Source organism: Paractinoplanes bogorensis, from assembly GCF_018829635.1.
Lineage (GTDB): Bacteria > Actinomycetota > Actinomycetes > Mycobacteriales > Micromonosporaceae > Actinoplanes > Actinoplanes bogorensis.
Window position 1 is genome coordinate 51,976 of the sequence record NZ_JAHKKG010000004.1, and the last position, 15,686, is coordinate 67,661.

The window sequence follows — 15,686 nt, forward strand, 5'->3', positions numbered from 1 at the left end:
GCCCGTGCGCCCGGCGTGAGCATGTGCGATCGCACCCATGGAGATCAAGCAGCTAGTCCGACATTTGTCTCGGGCCTTGCCGTCCGGCCGGGACGCCCTCTGAACACGGCGTCGCTCGCCCCCGGGCTGATTCGAAAAACTTGATACGCCCTCTTTACTGTTAATACTCTTTAACTTAGGTTGGTCGATATCTGACGCCGAGCCCCCACTCGACGGGCAGGTCCGCCATGAAGCGAAGGAGTCCTTCATGAGACGCAGGTTCGCCCTTCCCGCACTGACCGTCGCCGCGACCGCGGCCGCCCTCCTGGTCGGAGTCTCCCCGGCTCTGGCCCACGGCTACATCTCGTCCCCGCCCAGCCGCCAGGCCAACTGCGCCAGCGGCGCCGTCGCCAACTGCGGCGACATCATCTACGAGCCGCAGAGCGTCGAGGCGCCCAAGGGCTCGATGCAGTGCAACGGCAGCGGATCCCGGTTCGCCGTGCTCAACGACAACAGCCGCAACTGGCCGGCCGCCTCGGTCGGGCAGACGGTGACGTTCAACTGGGTGCTCACGGCCCGGCACTCGACCGCCACCTGGGAGTACTTCATCGGCAACACCCGGCTCGCCTCGTTCAACGACGGCGGAGCCCAGCCCGGCGCCACCAAGTCGCACACGGTCAACATGGGTGGCTTCAGCGGCCGCCAGACCGTGCTGGCCCGGTGGAACATCGCCGACACCGCGATGGCGTTCTACTCCTGCGTCGACCTGAACATCGGTGGCGGCACCGGCAACCCGCCGACCAACCCGCCCACCACGCCGCCGACCAACCCGCCGACGACGCCGCCCACCAACCCGCCGACCACTCCGCCCGCGAGCGGCACGTGGCGGGCCGGTGTGGCGTACGCCGTGGGCAGCGTCGTGACCTACAACGGCCGCTCGTACACCTGCCGCCAGGCGCACACGTCGCTGGCCGGCTGGGAGCCGCCGAACGTGCCCGCGCTGTGGGCCTGAGGAAAGCCCTGGTCGTAGCGCTCCTGGTCTCCGGCTGCTCGGCACCGCAGCCGGAGACCCCGGCGCCCGCCTTCAACGCCACCGACGTCATGTTCCTGCAGATGGCGCTGGCCCAGGTCGAGGAGGGTGACCAGGTCGCGGCGCTGGCCGAGGACCGGGCCGGCGATCCCGCCCTGCGCACGCTGGCGACCGAGCTGCGCGGCCAGTGGCGCGAGGAGTCCGGCACGATGGAACGCTGGCTGGTCGGCTGGCAGCAGCCGCTCGAGCCCGACCCGCTGGCCGGCGCGCACGCGGGCCACGGCGACGTGCACTCGTTGCGGCCGTCCGACATCGGCGAGCTCGAGGCGGCCCGGGGCAAGACCTTCGACCGTACGGCGGTGACCCTGCTCCTCGGCCATCTCGGCAACTGTGTCGAGACCGCCCGGATGGAGACGGCGGGCGGTCTGTATCCGCCGGCCCGCACCATGGGCGAGACTGTCACGTCACGTCGCCAGGCCCAGGTCCGGACGCTGTTGAAGATGGTCGCCTAGGGTTCGGGTATGCCCACGTTGATCGCGCCGACCGTCCGCCTGCACAAGAGCTGGGTCGAGGCCCGCGACGAGTGGGAGCCGGGCGCACACATGGACGGTCACGGCGTACGGGAAACCGATGATCTTGACTCTGATCCGGGGTTCGCCGCGTGGGTGGCCGATCTTCTCCGGCAGGAGGACACGGCGATCCCGCCCGTCGAAGGGTGGGTGCACTGCACCTATCGCTGGATCGTCGAGGACGACCGGTATCTGGGCTCGATCTCGCTGCGGCACACGCTGAACGAGCTGCTGTTCGAGATGGGTGGCCACATCGGCTACGGTCTGCGCCCCTCGGCGCGAGGGCGGGGGCTGGCCTCGTGGGCCCTCGGGCCGACCCTCGAGACGGCGCGCACGCTGGGCATCGACCCCGTCCTGATCACGTGCGTGCCGGCCAACCTGGCGTCGGCCCGGGTCATCCGGAAACACGGCGGCGTCTACGAGGACACGCGCACCACCGGCCCGCACACCGTCCAGCGCTACTGGATCACCCTCGGCTAGCCTGACCGGGATGGATCGAGATCTTGCCGCGGCCCGCGAGCTGGCAGCCGGCCTGGCGGTACGCGCCGGTCGGTTGCAGCTCGAACGCCACGACACCCTGCGGGTCGGCGCGCCCAAGGCCCACGCCAACGACGTCGTCTCCGATGTCGACATCGCCAGCGAGCAGCTCATCGTGGAGGCGATCCGCGAGGCCTTCCCGGACGACGCGGTGCAGGCCGAAGAGGGCCACGGCCGTACGGGCAACAGCGGCTGGACCTGGGTCATCGACCCGCTCGACGGCACCCGCAACTACATCAGCCGGACCGGGCCGTGGTCCGTGTGCATCGCGCTCTACCAGGGCGAACAGGCCCGGGTCGCGGTCGTGCACGAGCCGGTGGCGGGCGAGACGTTCAGCGCCGTCGACGGCGGCGGGGCGCTGCTCAACGGCCAGAGCATCGTGGCGTCGAGCGGGCCGCCGCTGGCCGAGGCACTGGTCGGGGTGAGCTTCCAGCCCAACCCGGCCACCAAGGAACGGGCGGGCAAAGTGATCCGCGACCTGCTGCCGGTGTCCGGCGACATCCGGCGGTTGCCGGCCGCGCTCAACCTGGTCTACCAGGCCGCCGGACGCCTCGACGGCGGCCTGTGCCTGGACACGAACCTGTGGGACATCGCGGCGGGCGCCCTGATCGCCCGCGAGGCCGGCGTGATCCTGGGCGGCCACGGCGAAGACTTCACCACCGAGCTGACGATCGGCGCCGCTCCCGGCTTGTGGCCGACCCTGTCGGAGCGGGTCCGCGCCACGGCTTAGCCGAGGAGTTTGCGCTCCCAGGCCCACGCCGCGATCTCGACGCGGTTGCGGGCGTTCAGCTTGGTCATGACGCTGCCCACGTGGGTCTTGACCGTGCCGATCGAGATGAACAGCTGGGCCGCGATCTCGGCGTTGGTCAGGCCCTTCGCGGCCAGTCTGACCACGTCGAGTTCGCGCGGTGACAGGCCGCCGTCGTCGTTGGTGGGGGCGGGCGGGGACAGGTGCTCCAGCAGTCGCACCGTGATGGACGGGCTGATCAGGGCGTCTCCGCTGACCGCGGCCCGCACCGCCTCGACCAGCAGCGCGGGGCCCGAGTCCTTCAGCAGGAAGCCGGCCGCGCCGTTGCGCAGCGCCTGGTGGACGTACTCGTCGAGGTCGAAGGTGGTCACCACGACCACCTTGACCGGCTCGGTCACGCCGGGGCCGGACAGCAGCCGGAGCGCCTCGAGGCCGTCCATCTTGGGCATGCGGATGTCGAGCAGGGCCACGTCGGGCTTGAGTTTGCGGGCCAGGGCGACCGCCTCGACGCCGTCGTTGGCCTCGCCGACCACTTCCATGTCGGGCTGGGCGCCGATGATCATGCCGAATCCGGTGCGGACCATGGCCTGGTCGTCGGCGATCAAGACACGGATCATGTCGTCGTCCTCGAGTCGATCGGGAACGCGGCGTCGACCACCCAGCCGCCCTCGATGCCGGGCATGGCCGAGATGCGGCCGCCCGCCGCGCGGACCCGTTCGGTCAGGCCCACGAGACCGTACCCCGGACGGTCGCGCGGTGCGGGCGTGCGGGCCGGAGTCACCCCGTCGTTGGCCACCCGCACCAGCAGCCACTCGGGGGTCCGGCGGATCCAGACGTCGGCCGCGGAGGCCGCCGGGGCGTGCTGGCGGATGTTGGTCAGCGCCTCCATTACCACCCGGTAGGCCGAGGTGGAGATCTCGACCGGCAGGCCGTCGAGGTCGCCGTCCAGGTGCATGCGGGCCTTGGGGCCGTTGCCGGGGGCGTTGAACTGCTCGAGCAGCGGGCCCAGCTCGTGCACGCCGGCCACGGGAGCGAGCGGCGCGTCCGGTTTCGACTCGGGGTCGCGCAGCACGCCGACCATCCGGCGCATCGAGGCCATCGTCTCGGCGCCGGCCTGCTCGATCTGGTCGAGGGCCTGCAGCACGCGTTTCGGGTCCTGCTCGGCGATGAACTTCGCGCCCTGGGCCTGCACGACGATCCCGGTCACGTGGTGGGCGATGAAGTCGTGCAGGTCGCGGGCGAACTCGGCGCGCTGCTCGGCCCGTACGGCGTCGAAGGCCCGCTGCCGGGACCCCTCGATGATCCGCAGGTAGATGCCGAGCCCGATGGCGGCCGCGGCGGCGAGCGCCTGGATCAGGCCGAAGATGACGTAGACGTACGTCTGACCGGCGCGCAGCGGCACGAAGCTGACCGCGGCGCCGACCACGACGATCGCCGAGAACCCGAGACCGGCCGTGGAGTGACGCGCGACCACGTAACAGACACCGAGGAGCGCGGCCGACTCGGCGAGACCCCACGAGGGCCCGTACGAGGTATCGGCCTGAACCGACGACGCCAGGGTGACCAGCAGCGAGAAGGCGCCGAGGGCCATCGCCACCTTGGGCAGGCGGGTCGATCCGGGCCGGTGCACGGGCAGCCAGACGGCGGCCGCGGCGATCGCCAGCAGCACCTTGATCAGGCCCAGCGGCTCGGAGCCCTGGAACAGGCCCTGGGCGACGTCGAAGATGCCCAGCAGCGCCATGGCACCCAACGCGGCGAGCTGGGCCAGGCGTCGCAGGATCATCCGGTTCGGGTTGTTCGGCATCGTCACCCAGCGTATGCGCTGGTGCCGGGTGTCCCATCGGCCGAAAGTCAGATCCATCGCCCTCGCTGAGCCTGGCCCGCGACCGATGTGCCGCCCGACCGGCTGCCCCCATGATCTGCCACGACGAAAACAACGGAGTGGGAGACATAATGCTGACGCAGAGCGTGGACACGCTGGCCGCGGTCGCCGCCGTGGACCTGGTCAAGGTCTACGGCAGTGGCGACACCGCGGTGCGGGCGCTGGACGGGGTGACCGTGGGGTTCGCCCGGGCCCAGTTCACCGCGATCATGGGTCCGTCCGGGTCCGGCAAGTCCACCCTGATGCATTGCCTGGCCGGTCTGGACACGGCCACCAGCGGGCAGGCGCTGCTGGGCGGCACCGACCTGACCAAGCAGAGCGACAAGGTGCTGACCAAGGTGCGCCGGGAGCGGATCGGGTTCGTCTTCCAGGCGTTCAACCTGCTGCCCCAGCTGACCGCGGCGCAGAACATCACGCTGCCGCTCGAGCTGGCCGGCCGCCGTCCCGACGCGCACCTGTACGGGCATCTGACCGAGTCGCTGGGCATCGTGGGCCGGCTCGGCCACCGCCCGGGTGAGCTCTCCGGCGGCCAGCAGCAGCGGGTGGCCCTGGCCCGGGCGCTGATGTCGCGTCCCGAGGTGGTGTTCGCCGACGAGCCGACCGGCAACCTGGACTCCCGTTCGGGGGCCGAGGTGTTGTTGTTCCTCCGTAATTCCGTACGGGAACTGGGTCAGACGATCGTCATGGTCACCCACGATCCGGGTGCCGCCGCCTACGCGGACCGGGTCGTGCTGCTGGCCGACGGGCGGGTGGCGGGCGAGATCGACCGCCCCGACATCGCCTCGGTCACCGACGCCCTGCAGAGCCTGGCGGTCGCCCGATGAGTGTGCTCCGCACCCAGTTGCGCGGCGTCGCCCGCCGCCCGTCCCGCCTGCTGCTGACCGGTCTGGCCGTGCTGGTCGTCTCGTTCGTCGTCTACGCCACGGTGCTGGCCCAGCAGATCACCGAGCGCAGCGTGCTCAACGGCCTCAGCGGCACCCCCGAGGCGGCCGGCGTGGTGGTGCGCAACGGCACGGTCACCTCGGCCGAGCTCGCCGCCGTACGGAAGATCCCCGGTGTCGCCGAGGCGGTCGGCCGGGCCGAGAACGGCGGTCAGGTCGGCGGCGAGTATTTATCGTTGGTCGGCGACCCCGGCACCGGCCCGCTCGCGCTGGCCACGGTCAGCCAGGGGCGCTACCCCGGCAAGGCGGGCGAGATCGCGGTCACCCCGCGTACGGTCGAACGGATGGGCCTGCAACTCGGCTCGACGGTGTCGGCGCAGGTCCGCTACGACGAACAGGGCAAGCCGCTCGCGCCGACGAAGCTGACCGTGGTCGGCGTGGTGAACGTCCGGGACGACTACGGCTTCCAGGCGTACGCCCCCACCGATGCGATCCTGAAGCTGGGCGGCTACGACTACCTCAACCAGATCGATGTGCGCCTGGCCCCCGGCGCCGACGCGGCCGCCGTGATGAACCAGGTCAACGCCGTCGTCGCCGCGGTCAAGCTCAAGCCCGAGGAGCAGCGCGCGCAGGTTCAGGACGGCGCTTCCGTACGCCTCGAGGAGGCCGAGGCCGCCGCCGAGGAGATCAACGCGATCTTCGCCGTCATCGCCATGTTCATCGCCATCGCCGTCGTCGCCGCGGGCCTGGTCGCCACGTCGACGTTCCGCATCGTGTTCGCCCAGCGGATGCGCCAGCTGGCCCTGCTGCGCGCGGTCGGCGCCGGCCGCGGCTCGATCATCCGGGCCCTGGCCGTCGAGGGCGCCCTGACCGGCCTGGCCACGGGTCTGACCGGCGTGCTGCTCGCGCTCGGCGCGGGTCACCTGGTCCCGGTCGTGGCCGGCTGGTCCGGCGCGGACATCTCCTCGCCCGGGTTCCCGATCCCGGCCGCGCTGCTCACCGTCCTGCTGGCGGTCGTGCTGACCACGGTGGCCGTGCTCGCCCCGGCCGTCTCGGCCGCGCGGGTGTCGCCGCTGGAGGCGCTGCGCGGCGCGGGCACGACCGGCGCCCGCCGCGACATCGGCAAGCTGCGCTGGGCCGCCGGCATCGTGCTGCTCGTCGGCGCGGGGCTGACCGCGGCCTACCTCGTGGCCAACCTGCCGAGCCGCGACGCCACCGACTACAGCCCCCAGCGGAACCTGTTCGCGCTGGTCGCCTCGGGTGCCTTCGCCTTCTTCGCCCTGGTCGCGCTGGGCCCGGTGCTGGTCCGGCCGGTGCTCGGGCTGATCGGCTGGCCGCTGCGCCGCTCGGGCCCGGTCGGCCGGTTGGCCGCCGGGGGAGTAGGTGCGGCGCCACGCCGGGCCGCTGCCGTCTCGGTCGTGGTCGCGCTCGGTGTCACGCTGATCGCCGGCACGCTGGTCGGCGGGGCGTCGCTGCGGGTGCTGGCCGACCGCGAGCTGGCCGCGTCGGTGCCTTCCGACTACGAGATGCGGGGCGTCGACGACGCCCCGGTGCCGGCGTCGCTGGCCGAGCAGTTGAAGCAGCGCGAGGAGCTCACCGACGTCACCCCGTACCGGCGGATGAACATCAATCTGGGCACGTTCGAGGGCCTGGCCGCGACCGACCTGTCGATGACGGCGCTGCCCGAGCTCAAGAAGCTCGATGTCGTGGCGGGCTCGGTGGCCGACCTCGGCCCGGGCAAGGTCGTGCTCTCCGGGTTCGGGGCCGACACCAGCGGCAAGAAGGTCGGCGATCAGGTGCGGCTGGCGGCGGGCGACCGTACGGTCGACCTCACGGTGGTGGCCCAGTTCGCCGGGGACGCGCCGCTGCACGCCTCGGCCGTGCTCGACCCGGCCGACCTCACCAGGCTGGGCGCCCCCGCGGCCACGTTCTCGGGTGTGCTGGCCAATGCCAAGGTGGCGGGCGAGACCGGCCGGACGAACGGCAACCGGGCGATCCAGGACACGCAGGTCGCCGCGGGCGGCAAGTGGCGGGTCGACGTGCTGGCCGACCAGCGCGACCAGCTCAACGACAACGTCAACACGCTGCTGCTGATCGCGATCGGCCTGGTCGGGCTGACGGTGATCATCGCGGTGGTCGGCGTCGGCACCACCACCGCGCTGTCGGTGGTCGAGCGGGTCCGTGAGTCCGGGGTGCTGCGCGCCGTCGGCCTCTCCAAGAGCGGGCTGCGGGCGATGCTGACGACGGAGTCGGCCCTGTACGGGGCGATCGGCGCCGCCGTCGGGCTGGTGCTGGGCATCCCGTACGCCTGGCTGGCGGTCAAGGGGCTCGGCCTGAACGCGCCCTTCGCCGTGCCGTACGGCCAGCTCGCGATCGTGTTCCTGGTGCTCGTCGCGATGACCGCCCTGGCCGGGGTGCTGCCGGCCCGGCGCGCGGCCAAGGTGAGCCCGGTCGCGGCGCTCGGAACGGAGTAGTGAACCGCGTGCGGAAGGCCGGCCTTCCGCACGCGGTCCATCTCCGGCATTTCCGGCTGAACGCCGCCGATCGGCCGGGGCCGGCGTGACAGTGGACGGTTTCGATCCCGGTCGGGCCTGGTTCGGGATAGCCGACTGATCACCCGTTCGATACCCTCACGCGCGGTTCGTATCTGATCAACGGGGGAGCAGCGTGGGACGTCGACTGGTGATAGGGGTGGGTGCCGCCGTCGCGGTGCTCGCCGCGGGCGGCGGTCTCGCCGTCCTCAACTGGCCCTCGGCGGGCGGTTCGGCGATCTTCGACGCCGGGATCGCCCCGGTGGCGGCGGCGCCGGGTGCCTCGGCCCCGCCCGTACGCACGAGCCTGGACGCGATCGACCTGTCCGCGCTCGGCCGGTCGTTCTCGCTGCCGCAGCGGTCCACCAAGCGGTTCAGCCTGGTCAGCGTGAACTGGACGAACCCCAAGGACGAGCCGGACGGCACCATCCAGGTGCGCACCCGCAGCGCGGCCACCGGCCGCTGGACCGGCTGGCAGTCGCTGGACATCGCCGAGGCCGCGGTCGACCAGCCGGGCGAGCTCAAGACGGTGCGCGGGCGCACCGAGCCGATCTGGGCCGGGGCGTCGGACGGCGTGGCCGCCCGCATCGTGGGCGACGGGACCAAACCGCTCCCGGCCGGGCTGCGGCTCAAACTGATCGACCCCGACGCCACCACCGGCGGCACCGGCGGGATGGCCACGACTCCGCCGCCCGCTCCGCCGGTCAGTGAGGGCCCGCCGGCCGACTCCGGCGCCACGACCAGTCCGACCACTCCGGCCCCGGAAGCCACCACGCCCGCTCCCGAGGCCACCACGGTCGCGCCGAGGCCGACCACCACCGCCCCGACAAAAGCTCTGGTGAAGCCGCCGGCGATGCCCGCGGTGGTCTCCCGGGCCGGCTGGCGCGCCGACGAGAAGCTCGTGAAGGCGCCCCCGGCCATCGCCAAGGACGGCGTCAAGATGGTCTTCGTGCACCACACCGGGGTGAAGGCGGTGCCCTGCGCCCAGTCGGCGTCGCAGATCCGCAGCATCATGGCCAACGACATCGACGACGGCTTCGACGACCTGGGCTACAACTTCGTCGTCGACTCCTGCGGCACGGTGTTCGAGGGCCGCGCGGGCGGCACCACCACCGCGGTCGTCGGCGCGCATGTGGCCGGTTTCAACACCGGCTCGGTCGGGATCGCGCTGCTCGGCGACTACACGAGCATCCGGCCGACGCAGGCCGCCCTCACGAAGATCGCCCAGCTCGCGGCGGCACGGCTGGGGGCGTACGGGAACGATGCCTCGACGTCGGTGGAGATGACCGCCGGTGTGGCCGGCAAGTTTCCGCTCGGCACCAAGGTGATGTTGCCGCGTCTGTCGGGGCACCGCGACGCCGCGCTGACCGCCTGCCCGGGCACCAGCATGTACCCGCTGATGAATGTGATCCGGGCCCGTGCCCTGCTGCCCGGCCTGGCCATCACCGGCCTCACCGGCGGGCCGCTGGTCAGCGCGACCGGCAGCTACTACGTGAAGAACACGGCCCGGCTGTCCTGGACCGTCGGCGGCGACCCGGAGCAGGTCGGCCGCTACGACGTCCTGCTCGACGACAAGGTGGTCCAGACGCTCACCGACGCCGCGGTGCGGACGGCCGACGTCGCGATCCCGGTCGGCGCGCATCGGCTGGCCGTCCGTGTCGTCACCAGGTCGGGCGCCTCCGACACGGTCACCTCGATCAAGGTGTTCGGTGACATGACCGCCCCGACCTTCCCGGCCGCGCCGTCGGTCACGCTGCGCACCGGCACCTATTCGACGACGGCGGTGCCGGTCACGGCGACGTTCCGCTCGGCCGACAACGTGCAGGTGTTCAGCCAGCGGGCCACCTCGCCGTCCGCGGTCGCGCTCAGCGCCGGCTCGACGGTGTGGAACCCCACGGTCAAGCCCGGGACCGCGCTCAAGTACACGGTGGAGGCGCGCGACTGGGCCGGCAACGTCGGCACCGTCTCGGCCACCCGCACCGTCGTCCAGATGCCGGAGAGCTCGGCCAAGAAGTTCGGCACCTGGTCGCCCCGGGTCGCCTCGACCTATCTGGGCGGCAAGGCCCTCGCCGCGTCGACGGCGAACGCCAAGCTGGCCTACACCTTCAACGGGCGCTCGGCCGCGCTGACCTTCACCCGGACGCCGGCCACCGGGGTCGCGTACGTGCTGCTCGACGGGGTCAAGGTGGCCACCGTCGACACGAAGGCGAGCACGACCACGCACCGCCAGACGATCTGGGTCAAGGCGCTGACCGCCAAGACCCACACCGTCTCGGTCGTGGTGGCCGCGACCAAGGGCCGCCCGACGGTCATCTCGGACGGGCTGACCTACATCCCGTAACCCGGTCAGCCGTTCCGGCGGGCCTGTCCCCGCCGGTCCGGCCCGCCGCCGTTGCCGGGGGCGGGTGGCAGCGTGAACCAGAAGGTCGCGCCGCGCCCGTCCTCGCCCTCGGCCCAGATCTCGCCGCCGTGCCGCTCGACGGCCCGGTGCACGGTGGTCAGGCCGATGCCGGTGCCGGGGAAGTCCTCGGCGCTGTGCAGGCGGGCGAACGGGCGGAACAGTTCGCCCGCCTTGCCGGCCGGGAAGCCGGCCCCGTTGTCGCGCACGTAGTAGCCCTGGGCGGCGACGCCGATCTCGACCGCCGGGTGCTCGACCTTGCGGGTGAACTTGACCGCGTTGTTGATCAGGTTCTCCAGGATGACGGCGACCAGCCCCTCGTCGGCGTCGGCGGCCATGCCCTCGTGCACGGTGAAGGCCACCTTGTGGGCCGGGTCGCGGGCCTCGACCTCGCCGATCACCTGCCACGTGGTGGCGGTCAGGTCGAACTCGTTGCGGCGCAGGTCACCGCGGCTGGCCCGGGCCAGGATCAGCAGCGACTCGACCAGGTCGGCCATCCGGTGGGCGGCGGCCTGGATGCGGCTCAGCCGCCGCCGCTGCTCGTCGCTGAGCAGGTCCTCGTCGTCGTCCAGCATGTGCTCGGCGAAGCTGCTGATCACCTGCAGCGGGCCGCGCAGGTCGTGCGACACCGAGCCGGAGAACGCCTCCAGCTCGCGGTTGCGCCACTCCAGCTCCTCGACCAGGGCGGCCCGGGTCTCGGCGAGCTGCCGGGCCGACCGCTCCTCGGCCGCGTCGAGCTCGCGGCGCATCAGCTCCTCGCGGATCCGCCGGCTCTCGTCGTGCGACTGCTTGCGGCGGATCTGCGTACGGACGTGGGCGTGCAGGGCCTCGGCGGCGGAATCGGCCCGGACGTAGTCGTCGGCTCCCGCCGCCAGACAGGCCAGCATGTCGTCGTCGGATGCACCGGTCATCACGATCGGCGTCTCCCCGATCCGCGGCACCTCCTTGATCTGCCGGCACGCCTCGCGGCCCAGATCGCCGTCCAGGCCGAGGCCGAGCACGATGCAGTCGACCGGCTGCGCGGTCAGCAGGTCGAGCGCGTCCGTCGTGCCGGTCACCTGGATCACGTCGAAGCCCTCGCCGTGCAGGGCCGTGGCCAGCTCGGCCAGCCGCTGCCGGTCCGGGGTCAGCGCCAGCACCTTGCTCGGGCCGTGCGAGCTGCCGGTGGCCTCGATCGGCAGCTGCTCGGCGCTCTGCCGCAGCACGGCGTTGAGCTTGGCCGGCACGACCGCCAGGTTCTGCTGCTTGCGGAGGAACGCGTCGGCCCCGGCGTCGAGCATCTGCAGCTCGGTCGCGTAGTCGTCGGCCGCCGTCATCAGGATGCACGGGGTGTCGCGCAGGGCCGGGTCGAGCCGGATCCGCCTGATCACCGTGGCCCCGTCGATGCCGGGCATGAAACCGTCCACGATGACCGCCTGCGGGCGCCGGTCGGCCGCCATCCGCAGGCCCTCCTCGCCGCTGGGCGCGGTCAGCACGGCGTACCCCTCGCCCTCGAGCAGCTCGCGCAGCTGTTCGCGGAAGGTCATGCTGTCGTCCACGATCAGCACCGTGGTGCGGTCGTCGGAGCGGCTCGGACCGTCGCCGAGCAGCTGGCGCACCCGGGCCACGACGTAGCCGGCGTCGTACGGCTTCCCGACGTACTCGTCGGCCCCGATGCGCAGCCCGGCGAGCCGGTCGGCCACCTCGTCCACGCTGCTCAGCAGCACGGTCACCACGTCCGCCCCACTGGGCTGCCCGCGCAGTTCGGTGAGCAGCTCGAGGCCGTCGGCGTCGGGCAGCAGCACGTCGAGCACGGCAGCGTCGAACTCGCCGGTGGCGAACGCCGCCCGCGCCTCGGCGCCGGTCGCGCACAGGATGGTGCCGAAGCCGTCGCCCTCGAAGGCCTCGTGCAGGTCCATCCGTACGGTGAGACTGTCGTCGACGATCAGCACACGGTGGGTCATCGCCGGCTCCCCGCGAGCTGGAGCTCGGTCAGCCGGGCGGCCATCTTGCCCGGCGGCAGCACGTGCATGGCCGCGCCGAGCAGGGCCGCCTCGCGGGGCATGCCGTAGACCACGCAGCTCGCCTCGTCCTGGGCGAACGTGACCGCCCCGCGACCGCGCATGGCCAGCAGCCCCTCGGCGCCGTCCCGGCCCATCCCGGTGAGCAGGCAACCGGCCGCCGACGGGCCGTACTCGGTGGCGACCGACTCGAACAGCACGTCGACCGACGGCCGGCAGGAGTGCCGGGGCGGGGCGTCGCTGAGCCGCACCATGCCCTCCCGCACCAGCATGTGCCGGTCGGGCGGGGCCAGCACGACCCGGCCGGCCAGCGCGGACAGCGGCGTCCGGTCGCGGGCGTAGCTGACGTCGCGGCCGGTCTGCCCGGCCAGCCAGTCGGAGAACGCCACCGCGAACGGCTCGCTGGCCGCGATGTGCTGCACGCACAGGACCGGCGGCCGGAACCCGGCCGGCAGCCCCCGCATCAGCTCGGTCAGCGCGCCCGGACCACCGGTGGACGAGCCCAGGGCCACCACGCGCAGCGAATCGTGCGGCAGAGCGGGTGCGGCCGGTGGTGTCTCCGGGGGACTGGGCTTGCCGCGACCGTCGAGCCGGGCCCGCGGGTGCGTGATCACCCGGATCCGGGAGACCAGGCGTACGGCCGCGCACAGCCGCCGCCCCCAGTCGGCGTCGGTGGCGTCGCCGCGCGGCTTCTCCAGCACGTCCACCGCGCCCGCGGCGAGCGCGTTGTACGTGCTGAACAGCTCCCGCCGATCGGCCGAGGAGACGACCAGGATCGGCGTCGGGTGCTCGGCCATGATGTGCTCGGTGGCGACCAGGCCGCTCATCGTGGGCAGCATCATGTCCATCGTCACCACGTCGGGACGCAAGCGGGCCACCATGCTGACCGCCTCGCCGCCGTCGGCCGCCTCACCCACGACCTGGAGTTCCGGGTCGGTGGCCATCGACTCGCGCAGGTGGTGGCGCATGGTCGCGGAATCCTCCACGAGCAGGACACGGATCATCAGAGGATCAGCCTCCGGATGTGCGCCAGCAGCTCCTCCTGGTTGAACTCGCCCTTGATCACGTACGCGGACGCGCCCACCTCGGTGCCCTTGCGCTTGTCCTCGGCGCTGGCCCGCGAGCTGACCAGGATGGCCGGCACGTGGGCGAGCTGGGGGTCGGCCTTCGTCCGGGCGACGAAGGTGAAGCCGTCGATACCCGGCATGTCGATATCGGACAGATAGAGGCCGTACTCGCGGCTGCGGGCCCGCTCCAGGCCCTCCTCGCCGGAGGCGGCCAGGTCGACCTCGTACCCGGCCGACTCGAGGATGCTGCGCTCGAGCATCCGGGTGGTCAGCGAGTCGTCGACGACCAGGATCGGCATCCGCGGCCGGGTCGAGACGGTGTCGCTGCGGGCGGTGGTGCTCTCCTGCCGGGCCTCGGCGACCAGCCCGTGCGCGTCGAGCACCAGCCGCGGGTTGCCGTCCAGGTCGATCGAGACGCTGGCGATGACCGGGGCGGCCGGGGCCAGGTCGGGCAGCGGGCGCGCGACCAGCGTGGTGATGCCGGCCAGCCGGTCGACGCCGATGGCCACGGTGTCCCGGTCGGCCGCGAGCACCACCGCGACCCCCGACCGCGGCTCGGCGTCCTCGTCGACGGCGGCCTGCAGGGCGCCCGCGAGCGGCAGGAACGGCAGCACCTCACCCTCGTGCGCGAGCCGGGCGGTGGCGGTGGCGGCGGCCATCTCGTCGGCGGCCAGGCGTACGCAGCGGCGTACGGCGTCCAGCGGCATGGTGGCGGTCGTGTGGCCCGCCTCGACGATCAGGCCGTTCATGCTGAGCAGGGTCAAGGGCACGATCAGCCGTACGGTGGCGCCGTGGCCGGGCCGGTTGGCGATGGCCACCTCGCCGCCCAGTTGCAGGGCGACGTCGCGGGCCACGTCCATGCCGATGCCGCGGCCGGCCACCTCGGTCACCCCGGGGGCGGTGCTGATCCCGCCGTGCAGCACCAGGTCGATCAGGGCCTGCGGACCGGCGTCGGCCCCGGGCGTCAGCAGGCCGCGCTCCTCGGCGGTGCGGCGCAGGGCGGCCAGGTCGAAGCCGCGCCCGTCGTCGGTGCAGCGGAACTCGGCGTACCGTCCCCGCCGTTCCACGTGCACGCTGACCGTGCCCTCGGCCGGTTTGCCCGCGGCCAGTCGCCGCGGCTCGGGCTCGATGCCGTGCACGACCGCGTTCCGGACGACGTGCAGGAACGCGCCGCTGATCAGGTTGAGCAGGTGCGGGCCCATCCGTACGTCGGCCCCGGTGGCCTGGAACCGGACCCGTTTGCCCTCGGCGTCGGCCGCGTCCCGCACGGCCCGGCGCAGCGCGGTGAAGATCGAACCGGCCGGCACCAGGCGCAGCCCCTCGGCCCGGCCGCGCACCTCGTCGAGCTCGCGTTCAACCTGGTCGATGGCGTCGGTCAGGCGCCGGCCGAGCGCGCCGAGATCCCCCGACAGGCGCCGGACGGCCGTCCGGGCGCTGGCGTCGGAGACCGTGGTGCGGCCCACCCGCAGGCGGTCGGCCAGCGTCTCCACGTTGCGGTGCAGGCGGGCCAGCGTGCGGCCGCCGTCGCGCAGCGGGGCGATACGCGAGCTGGCCTCGCCGATCGCGTCGAGCAGCTCGTCCAGGTCGGCCGTGGCGGCCCGCTCCGGCGCGCGTTCCCCGCCCGGATCCGGAGCCGGAGCGGCCGGTTCGGGCGGGGGAGCGGCCGGTGCGGCGGGCTCCGGGGCCGGTTCGGGCGGCGGCGGCTCAGTCGCGACCGGCGGCGGCTCAGTCGCGACCGGCGGCGCCGGAGCGGACAGCGCGGCGACGAAACCCGAGATCTCGTCGTTCAGCCGCAGCAGCTCGCGCATCTGGTCGGCCGGCACCGCCGGCGTGGTCTCGTCGCGGTGCGGGACCAGCACCTCCTCGAACTCGTGGGCCCGGTCGGCGATGTCGGTCTGCTTGACCACCCGGGCCGCGCCCTTGAGGGTGTGCGCGAACCGCAGCAGCCGGGACACCTGGTCGGGGCCGGGCTGCTGGTCCAGGTCGAGCACACCCGCGCTGATCTGGTCGACCAGCTCGCGTGCCTCGATCCGGAAGTACCGGAGCGGATCGCGATCTCCCATC

The 15,686-nt window shown here is 72.8% G+C and carries 12 protein-coding genes; 7 read left to right on the forward strand and 5 right to left on the reverse strand.

Annotated features, from left to right (window positions below):
- Positions 1–247: 247 nt before the first annotated feature.
- From KOI35_RS12085 to KOI35_RS12100, 4 genes are read left to right on the forward strand one after another with little or no spacing between them, the layout of a single operon-like run.
- Positions 248–991: a lytic polysaccharide monooxygenase gene (locus tag KOI35_RS12085; protein ID WP_215786679.1), complete on the forward strand. Its 744-nt coding sequence runs from the start codon at positions 248–250 to the stop codon at positions 989–991.
- A complete protein-coding gene (locus KOI35_RS12090; protein WP_308120921.1) occupies positions 982–1,521 on the forward strand; it encodes a DUF305 domain-containing protein in 540 nt (179 codons plus the stop codon). Before KOI35_RS12085 ends, KOI35_RS12090 begins: the two co-directional genes overlap by 10 nt.
- Positions 1,522–1,530: 9 nt before the next feature.
- Positions 1,531–2,058, forward strand: a complete 528-nt coding sequence (locus KOI35_RS12095; protein WP_215786681.1) for a GNAT family N-acetyltransferase — start codon at positions 1,531–1,533, stop codon at positions 2,056–2,058.
- Between the two features lie 10 nt (positions 2,059–2,068).
- The gene (locus tag KOI35_RS12100) at positions 2,069–2,845 is read left to right on the forward strand and encodes an inositol monophosphatase family protein (protein ID WP_215786683.1); all 777 of its coding nucleotides are present in this window, start codon (positions 2,069–2,071) and stop codon (positions 2,843–2,845) included.
- Here the strand turns inward: KOI35_RS12100 and KOI35_RS12105 are convergent.
- Both KOI35_RS12105 and KOI35_RS12110 read right to left on the reverse strand, forming a co-directional pair.
- The gene (locus KOI35_RS12105) at positions 2,842–3,480 is read right to left on the reverse strand and encodes a response regulator (RefSeq protein WP_215786685.1); all 639 of its coding nucleotides are present in this window, start codon (positions 3,478–3,480) and stop codon (positions 2,842–2,844) included. The genes KOI35_RS12100 and KOI35_RS12105 overlap by 4 nt on opposite strands.
- Positions 3,477–4,667, reverse strand: a complete 1,191-nt coding sequence (locus KOI35_RS12110) for a sensor histidine kinase (RefSeq protein WP_215786687.1) — start codon at positions 4,665–4,667, stop codon at positions 3,477–3,479. Before KOI35_RS12110 ends, KOI35_RS12105 begins: the two co-directional genes overlap by 4 nt.
- A gap of 149 nt (positions 4,668–4,816) precedes the next feature.
- Between KOI35_RS12110 and KOI35_RS12115 the strand changes: the two genes are divergently transcribed.
- From KOI35_RS12115 to KOI35_RS48880, 3 genes are all read left to right on the forward strand, one after another.
- Positions 4,817–5,569 (forward strand): ABC transporter ATP-binding protein, encoded by a 753-nt coding sequence (locus KOI35_RS12115; RefSeq protein WP_215786689.1) that lies wholly within the window; start codon positions 4,817–4,819, stop codon positions 5,567–5,569.
- Complete coding sequence (locus tag KOI35_RS12120; protein ID WP_215786690.1) at positions 5,566–8,100, forward strand: FtsX-like permease family protein; 2,535 nt, start codon at positions 5,566–5,568, stop codon at positions 8,098–8,100. The genes KOI35_RS12115 and KOI35_RS12120 overlap by 4 nt, the downstream gene beginning before the upstream one ends.
- Positions 8,101–8,293: 193 nt before the next feature.
- On the forward strand, positions 8,294–10,498 hold the full coding sequence (locus tag KOI35_RS48880; RefSeq protein ID WP_215786694.1) for an N-acetylmuramoyl-L-alanine amidase: 2,205 nt from the start codon (positions 8,294–8,296) through the stop codon (positions 10,496–10,498).
- 5 nt (positions 10,499–10,503) lie between these two features.
- On the opposite strand, the gene KOI35_RS12130 is transcribed toward KOI35_RS48880, so the two are convergent.
- Genes KOI35_RS12130 through KOI35_RS12140 form a run of 3 tightly spaced genes read right to left on the reverse strand, consistent with a single transcriptional unit; the run spans position 10,504 to position 15,685 of the window.
- Positions 10,504–12,498: a response regulator gene (locus tag KOI35_RS12130; protein ID WP_215786696.1), complete on the reverse strand. Its 1,995-nt coding sequence runs from the start codon at positions 12,496–12,498 to the stop codon at positions 10,504–10,506.
- A complete protein-coding gene (gene cheB / locus KOI35_RS12135) occupies positions 12,495–13,559 on the reverse strand; it encodes a chemotaxis-specific protein-glutamate methyltransferase CheB (protein WP_215786698.1) in 1,065 nt (354 codons plus the stop codon). The genes KOI35_RS12130 and cheB overlap by 4 nt, the downstream gene beginning before the upstream one ends.
- Positions 13,559–15,685: a hybrid sensor histidine kinase/response regulator gene (locus KOI35_RS12140; protein WP_215786700.1), complete on the reverse strand. Its 2,127-nt coding sequence runs from the start codon at positions 15,683–15,685 to the stop codon at positions 13,559–13,561. Before KOI35_RS12140 ends, cheB begins: the two co-directional genes overlap by 1 nt.
- Between the last annotated feature and the right edge of the window lies 1 nt (position 15,686).